The organism is Pseudogulbenkiania sp. MAI-1, from assembly GCF_000527175.1.
In the GTDB taxonomy this organism is placed as follows: Bacteria; Pseudomonadota; Gammaproteobacteria; order Burkholderiales; family Chromobacteriaceae; genus Pseudogulbenkiania.
Genome location: NZ_AZUR01000001.1, coordinates 3,418,785 through 3,438,807, shown reverse-complemented (window position 1 = coordinate 3,438,807; position 20,023 = coordinate 3,418,785). Strand labels below are relative to the sequence as shown.

At 67.3% G+C, this 20,023-nt stretch carries 19 protein-coding genes and 1 tRNA gene; 12 read left to right on the top strand and 8 right to left on the bottom strand.

Translation table 11 applies throughout. The features are described from left to right. Nucleotides 1-2: 2 nt before the first annotated feature. Nucleotides 3-983, bottom strand: coding sequence for a KpsF/GutQ family sugar-phosphate isomerase (locus tag PSEMAI1_RS0116075; protein ID WP_024303854.1), 981 nt, complete (start codon nucleotides 981-983; stop codon nucleotides 3-5). Between the two features lie 107 nt (nucleotides 984-1,090). Between PSEMAI1_RS0116075 and PSEMAI1_RS0116070 the strand changes: the two genes are divergently transcribed. Then, nucleotides 1,091-3,058: a monovalent cation:proton antiporter family protein gene (locus tag PSEMAI1_RS0116070; protein ID WP_024303853.1), complete on the top strand. Its 1,968-nt coding sequence runs from the start codon at nucleotides 1,091-1,093 to the stop codon at nucleotides 3,056-3,058. Between the two features lie 65 nt (nucleotides 3,059-3,123). Here PSEMAI1_RS0116070 and PSEMAI1_RS0116065 read toward each other — a convergent pair whose 3' ends face one another. After that, nucleotides 3,124-5,280 (bottom strand): AsmA family protein, encoded by a 2,157-nt coding sequence (locus PSEMAI1_RS0116065; RefSeq protein ID WP_024303852.1) that lies wholly within the window; start codon nucleotides 5,278-5,280, stop codon nucleotides 3,124-3,126. A 64-nt stretch (nucleotides 5,281-5,344) separates the two neighbouring features. Beyond that, nucleotides 5,345-5,418 (bottom strand) — tRNA-Gly (locus tag PSEMAI1_RS0116060). Nucleotides 5,419-5,582: 164 nt separating this feature from the next. Between PSEMAI1_RS0116060 and PSEMAI1_RS0116055 the strand changes: the two genes are divergently transcribed. Beyond that, the gene (locus PSEMAI1_RS0116055; protein ID WP_024303851.1) at nucleotides 5,583-6,110 is read left to right on the top strand and encodes a hypothetical protein; all 528 of its coding nucleotides are present in this window, start codon (nucleotides 5,583-5,585) and stop codon (nucleotides 6,108-6,110) included. A 125-nt stretch (nucleotides 6,111-6,235) separates the two neighbouring features. Here PSEMAI1_RS0116055 and PSEMAI1_RS0116050 read toward each other — a convergent pair whose 3' ends face one another. Genes PSEMAI1_RS0116050 through PSEMAI1_RS0116035 form a run of 4 tightly spaced genes read right to left on the bottom strand, consistent with a single transcriptional unit; the run spans nucleotide 6,236 to nucleotide 10,062 of the window. Further along, nucleotides 6,236-7,048 (bottom strand): ABC transporter permease, encoded by an 813-nt coding sequence (locus PSEMAI1_RS0116050; RefSeq protein ID WP_024303850.1) that lies wholly within the window; start codon nucleotides 7,046-7,048, stop codon nucleotides 6,236-6,238. Beyond that, on the bottom strand, nucleotides 7,045-7,977 hold the full coding sequence (locus PSEMAI1_RS0116045; protein WP_024303849.1) for an ABC transporter ATP-binding protein: 933 nt from the start codon (nucleotides 7,975-7,977) through the stop codon (nucleotides 7,045-7,047). Before PSEMAI1_RS0116045 ends, PSEMAI1_RS0116050 begins: the two co-directional genes overlap by 4 nt. Next, nucleotides 7,974-9,119, bottom strand: coding sequence for an ABC transporter permease (locus tag PSEMAI1_RS0116040; protein WP_024303848.1), 1,146 nt, complete (start codon nucleotides 9,117-9,119; stop codon nucleotides 7,974-7,976). Before PSEMAI1_RS0116040 ends, PSEMAI1_RS0116045 begins: the two co-directional genes overlap by 4 nt. 16 nt (nucleotides 9,120-9,135) lie before the next feature. Then, entirely contained in the window at nucleotides 9,136-10,062 is a 927-nt protein-coding gene (locus PSEMAI1_RS0116035) for an ABC transporter substrate-binding protein (protein ID WP_024303847.1), read from the bottom strand. Nucleotides 10,063-10,394: 332 nt separating this feature from the next. On the opposite strand from PSEMAI1_RS0116035, the gene PSEMAI1_RS0116030 reads away from it, so the two are divergent. Further along, the gene (locus PSEMAI1_RS0116030; protein ID WP_024303846.1) at nucleotides 10,395-10,712 is read left to right on the top strand and encodes a DUF190 domain-containing protein; all 318 of its coding nucleotides are present in this window, start codon (nucleotides 10,395-10,397) and stop codon (nucleotides 10,710-10,712) included. Nucleotides 10,713-10,726: 14 nt separating this feature from the next. Here the strand turns inward: PSEMAI1_RS0116030 and fusA are convergent, their stop codons facing one another. After that, the gene (gene fusA, locus PSEMAI1_RS0116025) at nucleotides 10,727-12,850 is read right to left on the bottom strand and encodes an elongation factor G (RefSeq protein ID WP_024303845.1); all 2,124 of its coding nucleotides are present in this window, start codon (nucleotides 12,848-12,850) and stop codon (nucleotides 10,727-10,729) included. 287 nt (nucleotides 12,851-13,137) lie between these two features. Here fusA and PSEMAI1_RS0116020 point away from each other — a divergent pair, with 287 nt between their 5' ends. The 9 genes from PSEMAI1_RS0116020 to PSEMAI1_RS0115980 all read left to right on the top strand — a co-directional run bounded on the left by PSEMAI1_RS0116020 (nucleotide 13,138) and on the right by PSEMAI1_RS0115980 (nucleotide 19,995). After that, nucleotides 13,138-13,491, top strand: a complete 354-nt coding sequence (locus PSEMAI1_RS0116020; RefSeq protein WP_232219938.1) for a carboxypeptidase-like regulatory domain-containing protein — start codon at nucleotides 13,138-13,140, stop codon at nucleotides 13,489-13,491. A gap of 295 nt (nucleotides 13,492-13,786) precedes the next feature. After that, nucleotides 13,787-14,794: an asparaginase gene (locus tag PSEMAI1_RS0116015; RefSeq protein WP_024303843.1), complete on the top strand. Its 1,008-nt coding sequence runs from the start codon at nucleotides 13,787-13,789 to the stop codon at nucleotides 14,792-14,794. A 284-nt stretch (nucleotides 14,795-15,078) separates the two neighbouring features. After that, nucleotides 15,079-15,633 (top strand): AAA family ATPase, encoded by a 555-nt coding sequence (locus PSEMAI1_RS0116010; RefSeq protein WP_024303842.1) that lies wholly within the window; start codon nucleotides 15,079-15,081, stop codon nucleotides 15,631-15,633. 200 nt (nucleotides 15,634-15,833) lie between these two features. Continuing rightward, nucleotides 15,834-16,055 carry an RNA-binding S4 domain-containing protein gene (locus tag PSEMAI1_RS0116005; RefSeq protein WP_024303841.1) on the top strand — a complete coding sequence of 74 codons (222 nt, stop codon included), beginning with the start codon at nucleotides 15,834-15,836 and terminating at the stop codon, nucleotides 16,053-16,055. Then, complete coding sequence (locus PSEMAI1_RS0116000) at nucleotides 16,048-16,245, top strand: oxidoreductase-like domain-containing protein (RefSeq protein WP_024303840.1); 198 nt, start codon at nucleotides 16,048-16,050, stop codon at nucleotides 16,243-16,245. Before PSEMAI1_RS0116005 ends, PSEMAI1_RS0116000 begins: the two co-directional genes overlap by 8 nt. A 1-nt stretch (nucleotide 16,246) precedes the next feature. Further along, the gene (locus PSEMAI1_RS0115995; RefSeq protein WP_024303839.1) at nucleotides 16,247-17,101 is read left to right on the top strand and encodes a 3',5'-nucleoside bisphosphate phosphatase; all 855 of its coding nucleotides are present in this window, start codon (nucleotides 16,247-16,249) and stop codon (nucleotides 17,099-17,101) included. 23 nt (nucleotides 17,102-17,124) lie between these two features. Beyond that, on the top strand, nucleotides 17,125-17,745 hold the full coding sequence (locus PSEMAI1_RS0115990; RefSeq protein ID WP_024303838.1) for an L-threonylcarbamoyladenylate synthase: 621 nt from the start codon (nucleotides 17,125-17,127) through the stop codon (nucleotides 17,743-17,745). A gap of 94 nt (nucleotides 17,746-17,839) precedes the next feature. Then, nucleotides 17,840-18,478 (top strand): site-2 protease family protein, encoded by a 639-nt coding sequence (locus PSEMAI1_RS0115985; RefSeq protein ID WP_024303837.1) that lies wholly within the window; start codon nucleotides 17,840-17,842, stop codon nucleotides 18,476-18,478. 320 nt (nucleotides 18,479-18,798) lie between these two features. After that, nucleotides 18,799-19,995 (top strand): tryptophan--tRNA ligase, encoded by a 1,197-nt coding sequence (locus PSEMAI1_RS0115980; protein ID WP_024303836.1) that lies wholly within the window; start codon nucleotides 18,799-18,801, stop codon nucleotides 19,993-19,995. Nucleotides 19,996-20,023: the final 28 nt, after the last annotated feature.

The window sequence follows — 20,023 nt, the reverse complement described above, 5'->3', positions numbered from 1 at the left end:
CCTTATACGATCCGGGCCTGGAGCAGGTCGTGCATGTTGAGTGCGCCGACCAGCCGTCCGGTGTCGTCCACGACCAGCAGGCCGTTGACCTTGTGGGTTTCCATCAGCTTGACCGCTTCCGAGGCCAGTCGTTCGGCGCGGATGGTGCGCGGCTGGCGGAACATCACGTCGTCGATGGCGAGGCCGGACAGGTCGAGCGTCTTGTCCAGCGTGCGGCGCAGGTCGCCGTCGGTGAAGATGCCGGCGAGATTGCCCGAGGCGTCGACCACGGCGGTCATGCCGAGGCCCTTCCTGGTCATTTCCAGCAGCGCATCCTTGAGCGTGGTGCCGCACTGCACCACCGGCAGGGTGTCGCCGGCGTGCATCAGGTCGCGCACGTGGACCAAGAGGCGCCGCCCCAGGCTGCCGCCCGGGTGCGACAGGGCGAAGTCTTCTTCGCGGAACGAGCGCGCTTCCAGCAGCGTCACCGCCAGCGCGTCGCCCAGCGCCAGCGCCGCGGTGGTGCTGGAGGTGGGGGCCAGCCCGAGCGGGCAGGCCTCCATCTCGACGCCGGCGTCGAGGTGGATGTCGGCTTCGCGCGCCAGCGTCGATTCGGGGCGGCCGGTCATGGCGATCAGGGTGATGTCCTTGCGCTTGAGCGCCGGCAGCAGCGCGATGACCTCGTCGCTCTCGCCCGAGTTGGAGAGCGCCAGCAGCACGTCGCCGTCGGTGATCATGCCGAGGTCGCCGTGGGCGGCTTCGGCCGGGTGCACGAAGAACGCCGGGGTGCCGGTGCTGGCCAGCGTGGCGGCGATCTTGCGGCCGATGTGGCCGGACTTGCCGATGCCGGTGACCACCAGCCGGCCGGCGCAGGCGAGGATGGCGTCGATGGCCGCGAGGAAGGCGCCGTCGAGCCGGGCACGGAGCGCGAGGATGGCGTCGGCCTCGATCTCGAGCACCCGTTGCGCCTGTTCCAGGCGCTCATGCTGTCGTGTCTTGTTCATAGGGCGAAAGTATATCAAGGTTATAATCCGAATAGTCGCGGCCTGGTGCATCTTTTGCTTGGGCGCGTTTGGCCAACCCCTTCTCTGTCCTGGAAAGACCATCCTCGATGCATTCGCTTGCGCCCATTGTCCTCGTGTTGTTGAGCGCCGTGCTGGCGGTGACCTTGTGCCGTACTCTCAAGGTGCCGCCGATGCTGGGCTACCTGGTGGTGGGCTTCCTGGCCGGACCGGGGGTGATGCAGCTGATTCCGGACGGGGATGAGACGGCCTTCCTGGGTGAGATCGGCATCGTGTTCATGATGTTCTCGATCGGGCTGGAATTTTCGCTGCCCAAGCTCAAGGCGATGCGCCAGTTGGTGTTCGGCGTCGGCCTGGCGCAGGTGCTGCTGACGCTGCTGTTGATCGCCGGGGCGGTCGGCGCGCTGCTGGATGCGCCGCTGGCGGGCTTTGCCGTGGGCGGGGCGCTGGCGATGTCGTCCACCGCGATCGTCAGCAAGCTGTTGACCGAACGGCTGGAGCTCAACCAGCCGCACGGCCAGCTGGCGATCGGCGTGCTGCTGTTCCAGGATCTGGCGGTGGTGCCGCTCTTGATCCTGCTGCCGGCCTTCGCCGGCGGCAGCGCCACGCTGGGCATGGACCTCTCGCTGGCGGCGCTGAAGGTGGTGGCGGTGATGGCGGTGCTGTTGTCCTTCGGCCAGCGCCTGATGCGGCCGTGGTTCCACCTGGTGGCACGGCAGCGTTCGGGCGAGCTGTTCATGATCAACGTGCTCTTGGTGACCTTGGGGGTGGCCTACCTGACTGAGTTGTCGGGGCTGAGCCTGGCGCTGGGGGCCTTCGTCGCCGGCATGCTGATCTCGGAGACCGAGTACCGCTACCAGGTGGAGGAGGACATCAAGCCGTTCCGCGACATCCTGCTCGGCTTCTTCTTCATCACCGTCGGCATGCGCGTGCAGCTGCCGGTGTTGTACACCCACGCCGGCGAGGTGCTGCTGTTGGTGGCGCTGCTGGTGCCGGTCAAGCTCGGCATCGTGTTCGGCCTGGCACGCGCCTTCGGCCACAAGGCCAACGATGCCATGCGCGGCGCGCTGGCGCTGGCGCAGGGCGGCGAGTTCGGCTTCGTGCTGTTGGCGCTGTCGGGCAAGCTGGGCCTGATCGAGGCGCAGACCGAGCAGGCGGCCATCGCCGCCATCCTGCTGTCGATGTTGGTGGCGCCGTTCCTGATCCTGCACGGCGACAAGATCACCCGTAGGCTGATCAAGCAGGACTGGATGATGCAGGCGCTGAACCTGCACCAGCTGCTGGTGGAGAGCATGTCGAAGAGCGAGCACGTGCTGATCTGCGGCTACGGGCGCAGCGGCCAGGTGCTGGCGCGGCTGCTGGAGAAGGAGTCGATCCCGTTCTTCGCGCTCGACCTGGACCCGGACCGGGTGCGCGAGGCGGGCGAGGCGGGCGACCCGGTGGTGTTCGGCGACGCCGGCAAGAAGGAGGTGCTGATCGCCGCCGGCCTGATGCGCGCCAAGGCGGTGGTGGTGACCTTCGCCGATACCCATGCCGCGCTGCGCATTCTCAACATGGTGCAGTCGCTGCGCAGCGACCTGCCGGTGATCGTGCGCACCGTCGACGACAGCGACATGGAGTCGCTGCGCCGGGCCGGCGCCGACGAGGTGGTGGCCGAGGTGATGGAGGGCAGCCTGATGCTGGCGACCCAGGCGCTGATGGTGACCGGCGTGCCGCTCAAGCGCGTGCTGCGCCGCATCCGCGCGGTGCGCGAGGAGCGCTACAGCCTGTTCAAGGGCTTCTTCCGCGGCGCCAGCGACGACGCCGAGGGGCTGGACGAGGCGCAGCTGCCGCGACTGTTGAGCATCCAGGTCTGTGCCGGAGCGGCCGCCATCGGCCATTCGCTGAAGGAGATCGGACTGGATGAGCTGGGGGTGGAGCTGAAGGCGGTGCGCCGCCGCCACATCCGCCGCAGCGAGGTCGAGCCGGAGTTCGAGGTGATGCAGGGCGACGTGCTGGTGGTGCTGGGCACGCCGGAGCAGCTGGCGCTGGCCGAGGCGCGGGTGCTGCAGGGCTGAGAGCCGGGTGGACGGCAAAAAGGCCGCAGTCGGATTGCTCCGCTGCGGCCTTCTTGTTGCCACCGTCACGGCAGGATGGTGGTGATCTGCTTCTTCAGCTGCTGTTTCAGCGCGTCCTGCTTCTCGCTCTCGGTCTTCTTGCCCTTGACCATGGCGTTGAAGTCCAGCGCGTACACCGGCGAGTTGATCGGACCGGTGATCTTGAGCGGCACGTTGACGCCCTTGAGCCGGCTGAATTCGTGCGGGTTGGCCTGCACGTCGAGGGTGTAGTCGATGATGCTCTGGACCAGGTCGAGCTTGCCGCCGCCGCTGACGTTGACCAGCTGCGACGCCAGTTTCAGGTCTTGATTGCGCGCCACGCCCTGTTCCAGCTGCAGGCTGGCCGACAGCGTCGAGAAGGTGGTCTTCTGGTTCGGGTTGGCGGTGCCGTTCCATTGCTTCAATTCCGACGGCAGGTTCTTCAGCGCCGCCACCAGGTCGATGCCGCTCAGCGCCCCCTTGTTGAGGCTCATCGCCACCGTGCCGCTCATGGTGTTGCGCAGCTCGGCGAAGGACAGGCCGCGGGCCTTGACGTCAACCTCACCGCTGCCGATGCCGTCCAGGCGGCTGAAGTCGAACAAGTCGAGCAGCAGCGGACGGATGTGCATGGCGTTGAGCGTCTGCTTCAGCTCCAGCGTCGGCGCCTTCTCCTCGCGCGCCAGGCGCACGCTGCCCTCCAGCCGGCCCTGGTAGATGCTGGCGCTCAACTGGTCCAGCGCCAGTTGCTGCGGCGTGGCCAGCACGCTGGCCGACACGTCGTTGACGCGGAAGCGGCCGAAGGCCAGTTCGCCGATGGTGACCTTGCCGCTCAGGTCGACGTAGTCGAGCCAGTCGAGCGGAATCGGCCGGGTGTCCTGGAACAGCGCCACGGCGGCGGTGTCGGTGTTCTCCGGCAGGTAGCGGTTGAGGTCGAGCTTGCCGATGGTCACCGTGGCTTCGTGGCGCGGCTTGAGGAAGCCGTACTGGCTCACCGTGATCGCCATGTCCGAACCGTCCAGCTTGCCGGCCACGCGCAGGTTGAGCTGGTCGTCGTCCAGCGTGCCGTCTAGCGCGCCTTCCATCTTGGCGACCAGTTGGCCGCGCGGCAGCAGCGGGGTGACCACCTGCGCCATCAGCGACAAGGGCTGCATGCGGATCTGGTTCATCGCCAGCAGCGAGAACGGTGCGTCGAGCTTCAGGTTGACGCGCTGCCGGCCGACGCTCCAGCTGAAATCGCCGGCCATCCGGTCGGCGTTCAGGCCGGCTTCGTCGAGCTTGACGTTGTCGAAGCGGGCCGCGGTTTCGTAATGGGTCTGGCCGTAGGTCAACTGGCCGTCGAGCGTGGCCAGCGGCGTGGTGACTTCCTTGAAGCTGGCGCCGAGTGCCGGCACGCGCAGCGTGAAGGTGCTCTTGGGATTATCGCTGCTCAGGGTCAGTCCCAGTTGTTCGCCGGTGGCCTGCAAGGCGGCGAAGTTGAGGCGCAACAGGCCGCTGGCGCTGAGCTTGCTTTCACCCAGACCTTCCACCTCGGACAGCACCACCGCCTGCAACTGGCTCAGCGTGACTTGGTCGTCCTGGATCGTCAGCGGCGTCTCCAGCGCCAGCCGCAGCGGGCGCTTGCCGCCGCTGAGCAGGCCGCCCACGGTGAGATGGGCATCGCCGCGCAGGCCGTCGGCGTCCAGGCTGATGGCACTGAGTGTCTGCTGCCGGTGGCTCGCCAGGTCGAGGTAGTCGATCTGGCCCTCGCGCAGCCGGAGCGAATCGAGCTTGACGCGGAAGCGGCCGGTATCGCGGCGCTGGAACAGGTCGGCGATCGACAAGGTGCCGTCGGGGTGGCGCGCCAGGCGGACCTTCAGACCGTCGACGCGCACCTTGTTGACCTCGCGTTCGCCGAACAGCAGGGGCAGCCAGGCCAGGCGCGCTTCCATGCGGTCGATGCTGATGGCGGGCGTGCCGGTGCCGGGCTCGCTGATGTCGATGCGGTCGATGTCGAGGCCGGGGAAGGGCAGCACGTGCGGCTTGATCGAGCCGCGGATGGTGACGCTGCGGCCGCGGTCGTGCAGCACCTGGCCCAGTGTCTGGCGCACGGCCGTTTCGTCGAATTGCCAGAGAATCAGCGATTGCACCACCACCAGAACGGTCAGCAGCGCGAGAAGACTATAGACGGTAATGCGAAGCCACAGCCGGCCGGAGTTCCATTTCATGCGTTCTGCTCGGTGGGGGCCTGGGCGTCAACGAGTGACTGGGCGGCAAGACAAGGATGTGTCGTGGAGCGGGTGAAGGGAATCGAACCCTCGTCGTAAGCTTGGGAAGCTTCTGCTCTACCATTGAGCTACACCCGCGCACTTGCTTTGAGCGCACGAATGTAGCGGGTTTTGCCTGGCTTGGCAAGGGCGGAGGAGCTCATGCCGAAGGCGGCGCTGGACTAAGCTGAAGCGGGGCGCCATGAATTTCCGAGGCGGGCGCTCCCTGTGCATCGCCTTGGACGAGTGGACAGGAGAGAAGAATGAAACGGCGTTGGGGACTATGGGGCTGCATCATGTTGTCGGTGTGCTCGCTGGCATGGGCTGAGGAGAAGGCGGGCCAGGGCATTTACGAAGGGCCGGTGGAGCAGCGCGTCAAGGCCTTGGCGGCAATCCAGCCCGGCTTGGGGGGGGGCATGAATGAAATCGGCTCGCGCTTCGCCAATCTCTACTGGGCCGCCAACGGCGGCAACTGGGGCTTGGCGCAATATCAATTGAAGGAATTGCTGGAGGCCCAGGAAGTGGCCGAGACGACACGGCCGGCGCGGGCGCCGATGCTGAAAGCGTTCGAGCAGAGCTATCTCGAGCCGCTGGCGGCGGCGATCAAGAAAAAGGACCTCAGCCAGTTCAATCCGCGCTTCGCGGCGGCGGAGCAGGGCTGCAACGCCTGTCATACCGCGCTGGGTTACGGCTTCCTCCGCTACCACGTGCCGAAGCGGCCCCCACCCAGCTGGCTGAATTTCACCCTGAAGACCCCGCCCAATTACGATGAGAAGAGCGAGCCCAAGTGAGGGGGCGCTCCCCGGTCGTTTCCGAGTCTGGCTTGGCGGGACAAAGGCTGTGAGCGGGATGGCAGAGGGCCTTCCGCCCGGCCTGCTTCGCCCCGGCTTCTTGCCCGCGCCGGGCATGGGCGTTCTCAGCCGCCGACTGGCGGAAGGGCGGCGGCGCCTTCCGCCGCCTCCTGATAGCGCCAGGCGCTCAGCCGCCGCTGCAGACGCTCGAACAGCAAATCGCAGCAGATGGCGAGCAGCGCCACCAGGACCGCGCCCTGGATCACGTAGGCGGTGTTGAAGCCGCTCAGGCCGACGATGATGGGCGAGCCCAGCGTCTTGGCGCCCACCGTCGAGGCGATGGTGGCGGTGCCGATGTTGATGATGACCGAGGTGCGCACGCCCGAGAGGATGACCGGGGCGGCCAGCGGCAGCTCCACCTTGTACAGCGTTTGCCAGGGGTCCAGCCCCAGCCCCTGCGCGACTTCCCGCGTCGCGGCCGGCACCGAGTCCAGCCCGGCCATGGTGCCCTGAGCGATGGGCAGCAGGCCGTAGAGCACCAGGGCGATCAGCGCCGGCGTCTCGCCGAAGCCGATGATGGGGGCGGCCACCGCCAGCACCGCCACCGGCGGGAAGGCCTGGCTCATCGCCAGCAGCGCTTCGAACAGCGGGCGGAACGCCCGGCCGGCGGGACGGCACACCCACAGTCCCAGCAGGATTCCCACCGTGGCGGCGAGGGCGCTGGACAGGCCGACCAGCGCCAGGTGGGCCAGCACCAGCGCGGCAAAGCTGTCTTGCTGGTACACCGGGCGGCCCAGTTCGGGAAACAGCGCGGCGAACAGCGGGCGCAGGACCGGCATGCCCAGTGTCAGCGCGACCAGCGCGGCGAGGCTCCACGGCAAGGGGTCGCCCGCCGCGTGCCGGAGGCCCTTCGGCCAGGCTTCAAGGGCACGGCTCACGGCTGGGGCTCCAGCAGGTCGCTGAAGTGCAGGACCCCGGCGGGGCGTCCTTGCTCGTCGACCACCGGCAGCCGGTCGACCCTGCGGGTGACGAAGGCCGAGAGCGCTTCGCGCAGCGTGGCGCCGGAGGCGATCGGCTCGCCGTCGACCTTTTCGCCGCGCCGGGTGCGGCCGGCCACGTGGTCGAGCGCCAGCAGCTTGATGCCGATGTCGCTGCGCCCGACGAAGTCGCGCACGAAGTCGCTGGCCGGGTGGCTCAGCAGTTCGAGCGGGCGGCCCTGCTGCACGATACGGCCCTGTTCCATCAGCACGATGCGCTGCCCCAGGCCGAGCGCCTCGTCGATGTCGTGGGTCACCAGCACGATGGTCTTGCCCGACAGCGCGTGGATGCGGCGCAGTTCTTCCTGCAGCGCGGCGCGCGTCACCGGATCGAGCGCGCCGAACGGTTCGTCCATCAACAGTACGTCCGGGTCGGCGGCGAGCGCCCGGGCCACCCCGACGCGCTGCTGCTGGCCGCCGGACAGCTGATGCGGAAAGCGGCCGCGGTACTGCTCGGGCTCCAGGTGCAGCAGTTCCAGCAGCTCGGTGACGCGGTCGCGGATGCGCGGCTTGGGCCAGTTGAGGAGTTGCGGCACGGTGGCGATGTTCTGTTCCACCGTCCAGTGCGGGAACAGCCCGATCGACTGGATGGCATAGCCCATGCGGCGGCGCAGGGTTTCCGGTCGGAAGTGCCGCACGTCCTCGCCGGCGAAGCGCAGCGTGCCGGCGTCGTGTTCCACCAGCCGGTTGATCATCTTCAGGGTAGTGGATTTGCCCGAGCCGGAGGTGCCGATCAGCACGGCGAGTTCCCCTTGCGGAATCACCAGATCCAGCTCGTCGACCGCCTTGCGGCCATCGAACATCTTGCTTACGCGGGAAAACTCGATCATCGCGGTACCACCTCCAACAGCGAAACCAGCAACGTGAACAGGGCATCCACGGCGACGGCCAGCACCACCACCGGAATCACCCCCAGCAGCACCAAGTCGAGCGCGCTGCCCAACAGCCCCTGGAACATGATGGCGCCGAAGCCGCCGGCCCCGATCAGGGCGGCCAACTGGGCCAGTCCCACGGCCTGCACCGCCGTGACGCGCATGCCGGAGAGCATGACCGGCAGGGCGAGGGGCAGTTCGACACGCAGGAACAGCTGCCCCGGGCTGAGTCCCATGCCGCGCCCCGCTTCGCGCACGCCCTCCGGAATCTGCTGCAGGCCAGCCAGCGTGCCGCGTGCCATCGGCAGCAGTGAATACAGGATCAGCGCCAGCAAGGCCGGCGGCAGGCCGACGCCGGAAAGGCCCGAGCCGGGCAGCCATTGTCCCAGCGCGGCCAGCGGGCCGATCAGGAGCCCGAACAGGGCGATGGAGGGAATGGTCTGGATGACGTTGAGCACGCCGAACAGCGCCGCCTGAAGGCGTTGCCGCCGGAACGCGAGCAGCCCCAGTGCGCTGCCGAGCACGGTGGCGGGGAGCAGCGCCAGCCCCACCAGCTGCAGGTGCCGCCCCAGCGCCTGGTCGAAACTGTCCCGGTGATTGGCGTATTCCTTGAGCACCGACAGCGCATCCAGCCGGCCGGACAGCAGCAGCCACAACACCGGGCCGTACACCGCCAGCTGCGCCAGCGTCCGGCTCCAGCCGGGCCAGGCCAGAGTCCGCAGCGCGTCGTGGGCCTGCAGGCCGGCCAGGATGAACAGCAGCCAGAAGCCGCCGCCGAAGGAGGTGCGCACCAGCGAGTCCGGCCCGCCGGCCAGGCGCGCGGCTTCGTCGCCGGCCAGCCAGGCGAGGCCGGCGAGCCACAGGCTGGCGGCCACGGCCACCGCCAGCGCGGCGTTCCGCTGCCGGGCCAGGAACGGCGCCAGCAGCAGCGTCAGCGCCGGTCCCAGCAGCCACAGGCGTTCACTATGCAGCAGCGTGGACAGCATGATGCCGCGGCCGGTGAGCAGCCGGTTGGGGGCATGGGTGAGCAGCGGCAGCCCCCAGGCCGCAGCCAGCATCAGGCCGGCCAGCGGCAGTTGCACCGGATGGTGGATTTTCATGCCGCGACCGACGGCCTTACTTCACGAAACCCTTGCTCTTGAGGTAGCCGGCGGCCACCTTGCGGGCATCCTGTCCCTCGATGGCGATCTGGCCGTTGAGCTTCTGCAGCGTGGGGCCGTCGAGCGACAGGAATACCGGCTTGAGCAGCTCGCGCACCTTGGGGTACTTGCTCAGGGCTTCGCTGCGGATGATGGGGGCGGGGGCGTAGATCGGCTGCACCCCGCGCACGTCGTCCAGCGTCACCAGCCCCAGCGCGGCGACCGGGCCGTCGGTGCCGTAGGCCATGGCGGCGTTCACCCCCGAGGTTTTTTCTGCAGCGGCCTTGATCGTGACCGAGGTGTCGCCGCCGGCCAGCGTCAGCAACTGGTCCTGCTTCAGCTTGAAGCCGTAGGCCTGTTCGAAGGCGGGCAGGGCGTCGGGGCGTTCGATGAATTCGGCCGAGGCCGCCAGCTTGAAGTTGCCGCCCTTGCTGATCCACCGTCCCAGGTCGGTCAGGGTCTTGAGCTTGTTGGCGCTGGCGACGTCCTTGCGGATGGCGATGGCCCAGGTGTTGTTGGCGGGCGACGGCGTCAGCCAGACGATGCGGTTCTTCTCGAAATCCAGCGCCTTGACCCGCTCGTAGCCGGCCTTGGCGTTCTTCCACACTGGATTCTTGTCGTCGCTGAAGAAGAAGGCGCCGTTGCCGGTGTATTCGGGGTAGATGTCCACCTCGCCCGAGGTGATGGCCTCGCGGATCACCTTGGTGTTGCCCAGTTGCAGCCGGTTGACTGTCTTGATGCCGTTGGCCTCGAGTGTCTGCAGGATGATGTTGCCCAGCAGCGAGCCTTCGGTATCGATTTTCGAGCCGACGCGGAGCCCTTCGGCCGCCTGGCCGTGGGCCGACCAGAGCAGGCTTGCCAGGGTCAAACCGGCAAGCCGGTACAGCGTAGGACGAGATGACATGACGTTCCCCTTTTAAACTAAAGATGACGAATGGACACTCGGCGGTGCTTCGTCTTGCTTGGCGCCGGGCGGCGTGGCCGACGCTGCGCCTTCTCCCGTGACGTCAGCCCCTGTGCTCCCAGGCTCACGCCGGGGGATGCTATTAAGAGTAAGAAACGAAAACCGCCATTGCCAGGATGAGGAACTGCTCGGTGTCGGAGCGGGAGTGGCGTCGGCCACCATTTCACCGTGATGATCGGGTTGTGCGGCCTATACTCGTAGGGGCCGCCGGCCAGAGGCCGGTGGGTTGCCGTTTGTCTGGCCGATCGGCCACTTGAGAAGGAGGAACGGTGATGATCGGCTACCAGTTGTCATTCTTTACCGTACAGGACCGCCTGCACGGCCGTCGGGCGCTGGCGCAATGGCTGCTCGACGAGGCCCGTCATCTGGGCATACGTGGAGCGACGCTGATCTCGGCGTCCGATGGCTTCGGCCACGCCAAGAGGCTACATTCGTCGCGCTTCTTCGAGCTGGCCGACCAGCCGCTGGAAATCACCATGGCGGTGACGGCGGAGGAGGCCGAGTGCTTCTTCGCCCGCCTGCGCGAAGAGAATCTGCACATCTTTTACATCAAGACGCCGATCGAATTCGGCGTGACCGGGCAGGAGTAATAGCCGGGGCGGGCTCAGCCGCGCCCCGGGAACACCCGGCCCATGCCGCTGATCAGCGCCTGCTGCAGCTGCGCCGGTACCGGTGCGTAGTGGTGGAATTCCATGCTGTAGGTGGCACGGCCCTGGGTCAGCGAGCGCAGCGTGGTGGAGTAGCCGAACATCTCCGCCAGCGGTACTTCGGCACGGATTGCCTTGCCGCTGCCGCCGGGCAGGTCGTCCATGCCCTGGATCATGCCGCGCCGGCCGGTCAGATCGCCCATCACGTCGCCCATCTTCTCTTCCGGCGTTTCCACGTTCACCGCCATCACCGGTTCCAGCAGCTCCGGCGAGCCCTGGCGCAGACCGTCGCGCAGCGCCTGTGCCGCGGCGATCTTGAAGGCATTTTCGCTGGAGTCGACGTCGTGGTAGGAGCCGAAGACCAGAGTGGCCTTGACGTCGACCACCGGGTAGCCGGCCAGCACGCCGTTGCGTAGCGCCTCGACGATGCCCTTCTCCACCGCCGGGATGAATTCGCGCGGGATCACGCCGCCCTTGATCGCGTCGACGAACTCGAAGCCGCTGCCGCGCGGGCGCGGTTCCAGCTTCAGCACCACGTGGCCGTACTGGCCGTGGCCGCCGGACTGGCGGATGAACTTGCCCTCGACCTCGGGGCTGGCGCGGGCGATGGTCTCGCGGTAGGCCACCTGCGGCTGGCCGACGCTGGCGCTGACGCCGAACTCGCGGCGCAGCCGGTCGACCAGGATTTCCAGGTGCAGCTCGCCCATGCCGGAGATGATGGTCTGGCCCGATTCCTCGTCGCTGTAGACGTGGAACGAGGGGTCTTCCTGGGCGAGCCGCTGCAGCGCCAGCGCCATCTTCTCCTGGTCGGCCTTGGTCTTCGGCTCCACCGCCTGGGCGATCACGGGATCGGGGAAGCCGATGCGCTCCAGGGCGATGACGGCCTCGGGGCTCGACAGCGTGTCGCCGGTGGTGACGTCCTTCAGGCCGACCGCGGCGACGATGTCGCCGGCCCTCACCTCTTTCACCTCCTCGCGGTGGTTGGCGTGCATGTGCAGCAGCCGGCCGATGCGTTCCTTGTGGTCGCGCGCCAGGTTGTACACGCTGTCGCCGGAGTTGAGCATGCCGGAATAGACGCGGAGGAAGGCGAGCTGGCCGACGTAGGGGTCGGTCATGATCTTGAAGACCAGCGCGGCGAACGGCTCGTCGTCGCGGGCGTGGCGCGTCGCCGGCTGTCCCTTGACGTCGAGCCCGCTCACCGGCGGGATGTCGGCCGGGGAGGGCAGGTAGTCGATGACGGCGTCGAGCAGCGCCTGCACCCCGCGGTTCTTGAAGGCCGAGCCGCACAGCAGCGGCACGATCTCGCCGCGGATGGTGAGGCGGCGCAGCCCGAGGCGGATCTCGTCCTCGCTCAGCGTGCCGCTGTCGAGGTACTTGCTCATCAGCTCGTCGTTGGCCTCGGCGGCGGCTTCCATCATCTTGTCGCGCCAGTGCTCGGCCTCGGCGCGCAGTTCCGGCGGAATGTCGCGCTCGTCGAATTTCACGCCCTGGCTGGCATCGTCCCAGACGATGAGCCGCATCTTCACCAGGTCGATCACGCCGTGGAAGGTGTCCTCGCTGCCGTACGGCAGCTGGATCGCCACGGCACGCCCGTTCAGGCGCTCGCGGATCTGGCGCTGCACGCGGAAGAAGTCGGCGCCGACGCGGTCCATCTTGTTGACGAAGGCCAGACGCGGCACGTGGTACTTGTTGGCCTGGCGCCAGACCGTCTCGGACTGCGGCTGCACGCCGCCCACCGCGTCGTACAGCATCACCGCGCCGTCCAGCACGCGCAGCGAGCGCTCCACCTCGATGGTGAAGTCGACGTGCCCCGGGGTGTCGATGATGTTGATGCGGTGCTGCGGGTACTGCCCGGCCATGCCTTTCCAGAAGCAGGTGGTGGCGGCCGAGGTGATGGTGATGCCGCGCTCCTGCTCCTGCTCCATCCAGTCCATCACCGCCGCCCCTTCGTGCACCTCGCCCATCTTGTGGCTGACCCCGGTATAGAACAGGATGCGCTCGGTGGTGGTGGTCTTGCCGGCATCGATGTGCGCGCTGATGCCGATGTTGCGATAGCGTTCGATGGGCGTCTGCCGGGCCATGGTGCTTTCCTCGCTGAGGTTCGCCGTTTATTTCATGACAAAGTTGTAAAAAGGGGCCGGTGAGCTGGACATTGGGAACCACGCCCTCGATTCGCCGCTCCTACCACTTCCCCATGACGAGAAATCGTAGGGCTCTTGCCGCGCCGGACTTGCTTGTATTGAGTGTAGTTTCCTTGTCCGGTGTTGCAGGACGTGTTCATGCACAACAGGAGGTACGGATAATGACAAGTACGCAAAGAAACTGGCTGCGGAGTGCGTTGCTGGCATCACTGTTGGGAACCGCGTCTTTGACGGCTGCCGCCGAGGAGGCCTTGCCCCAGGGGCAGACGCAGGGCCAGGCGAGCTTCATCAGCGGCGGCATCGGGGCCGACGAGGTCGCGGCGATGAAGGCGGTGCGCCAGGACTACAACCTGCGCCTGCTGTTCGCCGCCAAGGGCAGCGGTGAGTACCTGGCCGACGTCGCCGTCGTGGTGCGCAACGCCCGTGGCGACACCGTGCTGGATACCGTGGCCAAGGGGCCTTTCTTCTACGCCAGGCTGCCTGCCGGGCAGTACCAGGTCAGCGCCAGCTACCAGGATAAGTCGCAGGCCAGGAAGGTTCGGCTCGGCCGTAGCGGCAGCGAGCTGTCCTTCTATTGGTAAGACCGAGGCGCGTAGGTGGCGAGAAATAAAAAGAGGGCGACATTCCCGGGATCGGCCGACGGGAACACAATACGCCGCCCTCCCTTGGCCTTGGCGGCTGAGCGGCGGCCTTCGGCCCCTGAACCGGGTCGGTTCTCTCGCCGCCCCTCCAGACGCGGAGTGGCGGGGATGCCTTTTTATTGTCGACTGTATATCATAGCCATCTTCTCCAGGCGGGGCGGCTCGTCCCGTCTCTCTTGATTTTCACGCTACATGCGGCCCGGCATCCCGGCCGGGCACGCCCAGGAGACGCCCAATGACCCGACGCCTGCTCGTGCTGTATACCGGCGGCACCATCGGCATGGACCACACCCCGGACGGCCTGGCTCCGGTCCCCGGCCTGCTGCCGCGCCTGCTGGAGCGCTTCCAGAGCGCCGAACTCACCTTCGACGTGCTGGAGTATCCCGAGCTGATCGACTCGTCGGCGATCACGCCGGCGCACTGGAACCGCATCATCGGCGACATCGCCGGCCGTTACGATGCCTACGACGGCTTCGTGGTGATCCATGGCACCGACACCATGGCCTATACCGCCTCGGCGCTGGCTTTCGCGCTGCAGGGGCTGGGCAAGCCGGTGGTGGTGACCGGCTCGCAGCTGCCGCTGGTGCACCCGCGCTCGGACGGCTGGAGCAACCTGGCCGACGCGCTGGAGGCCGCCTGTCAGCCCGATCTGTGCGAAGTGGCCATCGCCTTTAACCGTCTGCTGCTGCGCGGCTGCCGTGCGCGCAAGCTGGACGCCGCCAGCTTCGCCGGCTTCGACTCTCCCAATGCGCCGCCACTCGCGCGCTTCGGCATCAAGGCCGACTGGCAGCGCCAGCACTGGCTGGTGTTGCCGGGGCCGTTCCGGCCGGTGACGTTGCGCGAGGACGTGCGCGTCGCGGCCTTCTTCCTGACACCGGGCGCCGGCACCGCCCTGATCGGTCAGACTTTGGCCGAGCAGAGGCTCGACGGCGCCGTGCTGATGAGCTACGGCAACGGCAACGCCCCGGCCGAGGCGGGGCTGCTGGCCGGCGTCGCCGACGCGACCGCCAGCGGAATGCTGGTCGTCAACATCAGCCAGGTGGTGCACGGCGCGGTCGAGGTCGGCGCCTACGCCGCCAGCCAGCCGCTGGCGCGCGCCGGGGCGCTGGCCGGTGCCGACCTGACGCCGGAAGCCGCCGTCGCCAAGCTGACCGTGCTGTGTTCGCAGGAGCTGTCGCCGCAGGAACGGCGCGAGGCGATGCAGCGCGCGCTGGTGGGCGAGATGACCCTGCTGCCGGACTGAGTCCGGGCGGGGTTCTTCCTGTGGAAGGCGCGGCACGGTCCGCGCCTTTTTTCATGCCAGTGGCCGGGGCAGGACGTTTGGCATGGCCGGCACCCAGGCGAGCTGGCTGTATCGCCTGCCAATTGCGGCACCGCCCAAAAAATAGGCAGTGATAATAAAGCACTTCCCCGTCATGGGCTTAGCCCGCTTGTCCACAGCTCGCCCACAGCGCTGTCCCCGCTGCTTGTGAGAATTTCCGGATAATCCCCAAGCCGCCGTATAATGGCCATTTGGCCCGCTTCATCATGACGGCATACCGTTCGACCCCCTTGCGGCTGGCCATCGTCGGGCCGGAATCCTGCGGCAAGAGCACGCTGGCGCAGGAACTGACGGCGACCCTGGTCGCCAGCGGCGTGGCGGCGGCGTGTGTGGACGAATACGCCCGCGACTACTACGCCGAGCGCGCTTACGCCCCGACGCCGGCCGATGTGCTGGCCATCGCCCGCGGCCAGCTGGCACGCGAGGAGGAGGCGGCCCAGCACGCCGAGGTGCTGGTGTGCGACAGCACGGCGCTGACCTGCGTGATCTGGGCCGAGGTGGCGTTCGGCCGTACCGAGCCGGAACTCGTGGCGCTCAACCGGCCGCGGGATTACGCGCTGACCTTCCTGGCCTGCCCGGACCTGTCGTGGCAGCCCGACCCGCTGCGCAGCCACCCGGACCAGCGCGACTGGCTGTTCGGTTTGTACTTGGCGGCGCTGGAGGCGGCCGGGGTGATGCCGGTGCCGATTCGCGGGCTGGGGAAAGCCCGGCTGGAGGCGGCGCTGGCGGCGATTCGGCAGGCCGGATTGCTTAAAATTTGAGCGATGATGAAAATGCCCTTGCCGGCCAGGGACTTGGCGAGACTATCCACAGCTCGCCCACAATACTGTCCCGGGCGGGCGTGGACAGTTGCCGAAACTTGATTAAAAAATAGGCAGTCGAAAAAAGGACTGCCGGATGAAGGGCTTGCGCCAACTATCCACAGCTGGCTCACAACCCTGTCCCAATCGAATGTGAAAAGATGAACGAAACCTTCCAATTGCGTGGTGAATACATCGCCCTGTGCGACCTGCTCAAGGCCTGTGCCGTGGCGCCCAGCGGCGGCGCGGCCAAGCACATGATCGCCGAAGGGCTGGTGTCGGTGGACGGCCAGGTCGAGCTGCGCAAGACCTGCAAGATCCGTCCGGGCCAACTGGTCAGCGGCGACGGCTTCACGCTGCGCGTGGAGGCCGCCGATGCCTGACGACGACGTGTTCGACCCGATGCCGGAGGCGCCGATCGAACCGACCGACGACATGTGCTGCGGCAGCGGCTGCGAGCCCTGCGTGTGGGACACCTACAACGCCGAGCTGGTCGAGTACCGCAAGAAGCTGGCCGAATGGCAGGCTCGCGAAGCGGCACGCCAGGCGGCGGCCGCACAGGACGGAGCCTGAGATGGCAACCGTCGACCTGCATTTCCACTCGCTGTTCTCCGACGGCGCGCTGTCGCCGGACGAGGTGATCCGGCGCGGCGTCGAACGCGGCGCCACCTTGCTGGCGCTGACCGACCATGATTGCACCGCCGGCCTCGCCGAGGCGGCGGCCACGGCGCACGCCTGCGGCATCGGCTTCCTCAACGGCGTGGAAATCTCGGTCAGCTGGGGCAAACACACCGTGCACATCGTCGGCCTCGGCATCGACCCCGACGACGAGGCCCTGAGCGCCGGGCTGCAGGGCATCCGCGACGGCCGCATCAACCGCGCCCGCGCCATGGCCGAATCGCTGGCCAAGGTCGGCATCGAAGGCGCCTTCGAGGGCGCCTCGGCGCTGTGCGACAACTTGGAGATGATCGGCCGCACCCACGTCGCGCGCTACCTGGTCAACAGCGGCCACGTCAAGGACGTGCGCACGGTGTTCCGCAAGTACCTGACGCCGGGCAAGCCCGGCTACGTGCCGCACGAGTGGGCGAGCCTCGCCGACGCCGTGGGCTGGATCCGCAGCGCCGGCGGCATCGCGGTGATCGCCCATCCCGGCCGCTACGACATGGGCCGCACCCTGACCGAGCGGCTGATCTTCGACTTCAAGGATGCCGGCGGCGAGGCGATCGAGGTCGCCAGCGGCAGCCACAGCCTGGACGACCTGCACAAGTACGCCCTGATCGCCCAGCGCTACGATCTGCTGGCGAGCGCCGGCAGTGACTTTCACGCCCCCGGCGAGGGCGGGCGCGACGTCGGCCGCACCGACGATTTGCCGCCGATCTGCCGGCCGGTGTGGGAGCGCCTGCTGGAAAACGGCCGCGTGCTCGCCTGACCCCGAACCCAACCGGAAACCCCATGGCCCAGTTTTTCGTGATCCACCCCGACAACCCGCAAGTGCGCCTGATTCGCGAGGCAGCCAAGATCCTGCGTGCGGGCGGGGTGATCGTTTATCCGACCGACTCCTGTTACGCGCTTGGCTGCCTGTTGGGCGACAAGGCGGCGATGGAGCGCATCCTGGACATCCGCCAGCTCGACCTCAAGCACCATCTGACGCTGGTCTGCGCCGACCTGTCCGAGCTGTCCAACTACGCCCGCGTCGACAACAGTCAGTTCCGCCAGCTCAAGGCCGCCACGCCGGGCAGTTACACCTTCATCCTGCAGGCCACCAAGGAAGTGCCGCGCCGTACGCTGCATCCCAAGCGCGCCACCATCGGCCTCAGGGTGCCCGAGCACCCGGTGGCGCTGGCGCTGCTGGCCGAGCTGGGCGAACCCATCCTGTCCTGCACCCTGTCGTTGCCGGGCGACGGCGAGGCGCTCACCGACCCCTACGAGATCCGCGAGCGGCTGGAGCGCCAGGTCGACCTGGTGATCGACGGCGGCTGGTGCGGCACCGAGCCGACCACCGTGATCGACCTGACCGACGGCGTCGAGCTGGTGCGCCGCGGCAAGGGCGACCCGGCGCTGTTCGGCTTCTGACGCTCCGGCCGGCCCCGTTTCCCGGAACGAAAGGCTTGGCCGACACTCTCACTCATCAATCTCTCCCTAGCGAGAAGGACCCCGCTCCCACACCATGGATTCCTATAACCTCATCCAGAAAATCGCTATCTACGCGCTGCCGGTGCTGCTGGCCATCACCCTGCACGAAGCGGCGCACGCCTACATGGCGCGGCGCTTCGGCGACAACACCGCCTACATGATGGGGCGCATGACGCTCAACCCGCTCAAGCACATCGACCCGATCGGTACCGTGCTGCTGCCGCTGCTGGGGCTGATCATCGGCGGCGTGCTGTTCGGCTGGGCCAAGCCGGTGCCGGTCAACTTCGGCGCGTTGAAGAACCGGCGTGTCGGCACGCGTTGGGTGGCCGCAGCGGGTCCCTTGGCCAACCTCGGCATGGCGGTGATGTGGGTGCTGCTGTTCAAGCTGGCGGTCGGCGTCGACAGCTACTTCAGCGAGCCGCTGGCGTTGATGAGCCAGGTCGGCATCCAGATCAACATCGTGCTGATGGTGCTCAACCTGCTGCCGGTGCTGCCGCTCGACGGCGGGCGCATCGTCGAGAGCCTGCTGCCCCCGGGCATGGCCTGGAAATACTCGCGGCTCGAGCCCTACGGCCTGTGGATACTGCTGGCGTTGGTGTTCTCCGGCCTGTTGTCGCCGATCCTGAGGCCGTTCATCAACCTGATGTATTCGCTGTTGGGCGTGCTTATGTAATCCCAGTTCGCCTTAGCAACGATAACTTTGTCGGCGGCGTTGCGCGGACGGCGTGCGAATCTCTCGCAGAGATTCGCTCAGCGAGCACTTGCCGTACTACCTGTACTGTCTGCGGCCCCGCTCACTTGCCTTCGCCTTAGCTGCGCAGAAACTCGCCCTGCCGGGCTTCGTTTTCTCGTTTCTAATGCTTTCTGGAATGCGGCTTTGCTGGCAAAATCACGCCGAAGCGGCCGCGATCGTTGCCGATCGTGGCCGGCACCGACTCCTTCCGGGGGTGCGTCGACGCGCTCCCGCCAACCCTGATATCTGGAATGACGACCATGTTCGCAGACCGCGTTCTCTCCGGCATGCGCCCCACCGGCAAGCTGCACCTCGGCCACTACCATGGCGTGATCAAGAACTGGATCACGCTGCAGAACGAGCACGAATGCCTGTTCATGGTAGCCGACTGGCACGCCTTGACCACCAACTACGACGAAGTCGGCATCATCGAGAAGAGCATCTGGGACATGGTGATCGACTGGCTGGCCGCCGGCGTCGATCCGGAGCAGGCCACCATCTTCATCCAGTCCAAGGTGCCGCAGCACGCCGAACTGCATCTGGCGCTGTCCATGGTCACCCCGCTGGGCTGGCTCGAGCGCGTGCCGACCTACAAGGACCAGATCGACAAGCTGAGCCACAAGGACCTGACCACCTACGGCTTCCTCGGCTATCCGCTGCTGCAGGCGGCCGACATCCTGATCTACAAGTCCGGCCGGGTGCCGGTGGGTGAAGACCAGGTGCCGCACATCGAACTGACGCGCGAAGTGGCGCGCCGCTTCAACCACCTGTACGGCCGCGAACCCAACTTCGAGGAACTGGCCAAGGCCGCCGTGAAGAAGATGGGCAAGGCAGGCAAGGAATTCGAGCAACTGCGCGTGCGCTACCTGCAGGACGGCGACGGCGAAGCGCTCCTGAAGGCGCGCGAGCTGCTCGCCGCCAGCCAGAACCTCGGCGCGGTCGACGGCGAGCGCCTGCTGGGTTACCTCGAGAACAAGGGCAAGATCATCCTGCCGGAAGCGGAAGCGCTGCTGACCGCCGCTTCCAAGATGCCGGGCCTGGACGGCCAGAAGATGTCCAAGTCCTACGGCAACACCATCACCATGCGCGAAGAGCCGGCCGCGGTGACCAAGAAGATCCGCGCCATGCCGACCGACCCGGCGCGCGTGCGCCGCACCGACCCGGGCGATCCGGCCAAGTGCCCGGTGTGGCAGCTGCACCAGGTCTACACCGACAGCGCCACCCGCGAGTGGGTGCAGGCCGGCTGTACCAGCGCCGGCATCGGCTGTCTGGACTGCAAGCAGCCGGTGATCGAGGGCGTACTGAAGGAGCAGCAGCCGATGTTCGAGCGCGCGCAGCAGTACCTCGACAATCCGCAACTGGTGAAGGACATCGTCGCCGACGGCTGTGCCCGCGCCGGCAAGATCGCCCAGGACACCATGCGCGAAGTGCGCGAGGCGATGGGGCTGGGTTATTAAGCCTCACTTGCTCGGCTGACACAGTGCA

Bases quoted from the DNA above. Each gene is read 5' to 3' on its own strand.
- PSEMAI1_RS0115990 (WP_024303838.1), top strand. From the start codon at position 17,125: ATGGCCCAGTTTTTCGTGATCCACCCCGACAACCCGCAAGTGCGCCTG.
- fusA (WP_024303845.1), bottom strand. From the start codon at position 12,850: ATGGCCCGGCAGACGCCCATCGAACGCTATCGCAACATCGGCATCAGC.
- PSEMAI1_RS0116005 (WP_024303841.1), top strand. From the start codon at position 15,834: ATGAACGAAACCTTCCAATTGCGTGGTGAATACATCGCCCTGTGCGAC.
- PSEMAI1_RS0116015 (WP_024303843.1), top strand. From the start codon at position 13,787: ATGACCCGACGCCTGCTCGTGCTGTATACCGGCGGCACCATCGGCATG.
- PSEMAI1_RS0116055 (WP_024303851.1), top strand. From the start codon at position 5,583: ATGAAACGGCGTTGGGGACTATGGGGCTGCATCATGTTGTCGGTGTGC.
- PSEMAI1_RS0115980 (WP_024303836.1), top strand. From the start codon at position 18,799: ATGTTCGCAGACCGCGTTCTCTCCGGCATGCGCCCCACCGGCAAGCTG.
- PSEMAI1_RS0116030 (WP_024303846.1), top strand. From the start codon at position 10,395: ATGATCGGCTACCAGTTGTCATTCTTTACCGTACAGGACCGCCTGCAC.
- PSEMAI1_RS0115985 (WP_024303837.1), top strand. From the start codon at position 17,840: ATGGATTCCTATAACCTCATCCAGAAAATCGCTATCTACGCGCTGCCG.
- PSEMAI1_RS0116000 (WP_024303840.1), top strand. From the start codon at position 16,048: ATGCCTGACGACGACGTGTTCGACCCGATGCCGGAGGCGCCGATCGAA.
- PSEMAI1_RS0116045 (WP_024303849.1), bottom strand. From the start codon at position 7,977: ATGATCGAGTTTTCCCGCGTAAGCAAGATGTTCGATGGCCGCAAGGCG.
- PSEMAI1_RS0116010 (WP_024303842.1), top strand. From the start codon at position 15,079: ATGACGGCATACCGTTCGACCCCCTTGCGGCTGGCCATCGTCGGGCCG.
- PSEMAI1_RS0116035 (WP_024303847.1), bottom strand. From the start codon at position 10,062: ATGTCATCTCGTCCTACGCTGTACCGGCTTGCCGGTTTGACCCTGGCA.
- PSEMAI1_RS0116065 (WP_024303852.1), bottom strand. From the start codon at position 5,280: ATGAAATGGAACTCCGGCCGGCTGTGGCTTCGCATTACCGTCTATAGT.
- PSEMAI1_RS0115995 (WP_024303839.1), top strand. From the start codon at position 16,247: ATGGCAACCGTCGACCTGCATTTCCACTCGCTGTTCTCCGACGGCGCG.
- PSEMAI1_RS0116075 (WP_024303854.1), bottom strand. From the start codon at position 983: ATGAACAAGACACGACAGCATGAGCGCCTGGAACAGGCGCAACGGGTG.
- PSEMAI1_RS0116070 (WP_024303853.1), top strand. From the start codon at position 1,091: ATGCATTCGCTTGCGCCCATTGTCCTCGTGTTGTTGAGCGCCGTGCTG.
- PSEMAI1_RS0116040 (WP_024303848.1), bottom strand. From the start codon at position 9,119: ATGAAAATCCACCATCCGGTGCAACTGCCGCTGGCCGGCCTGATGCTG.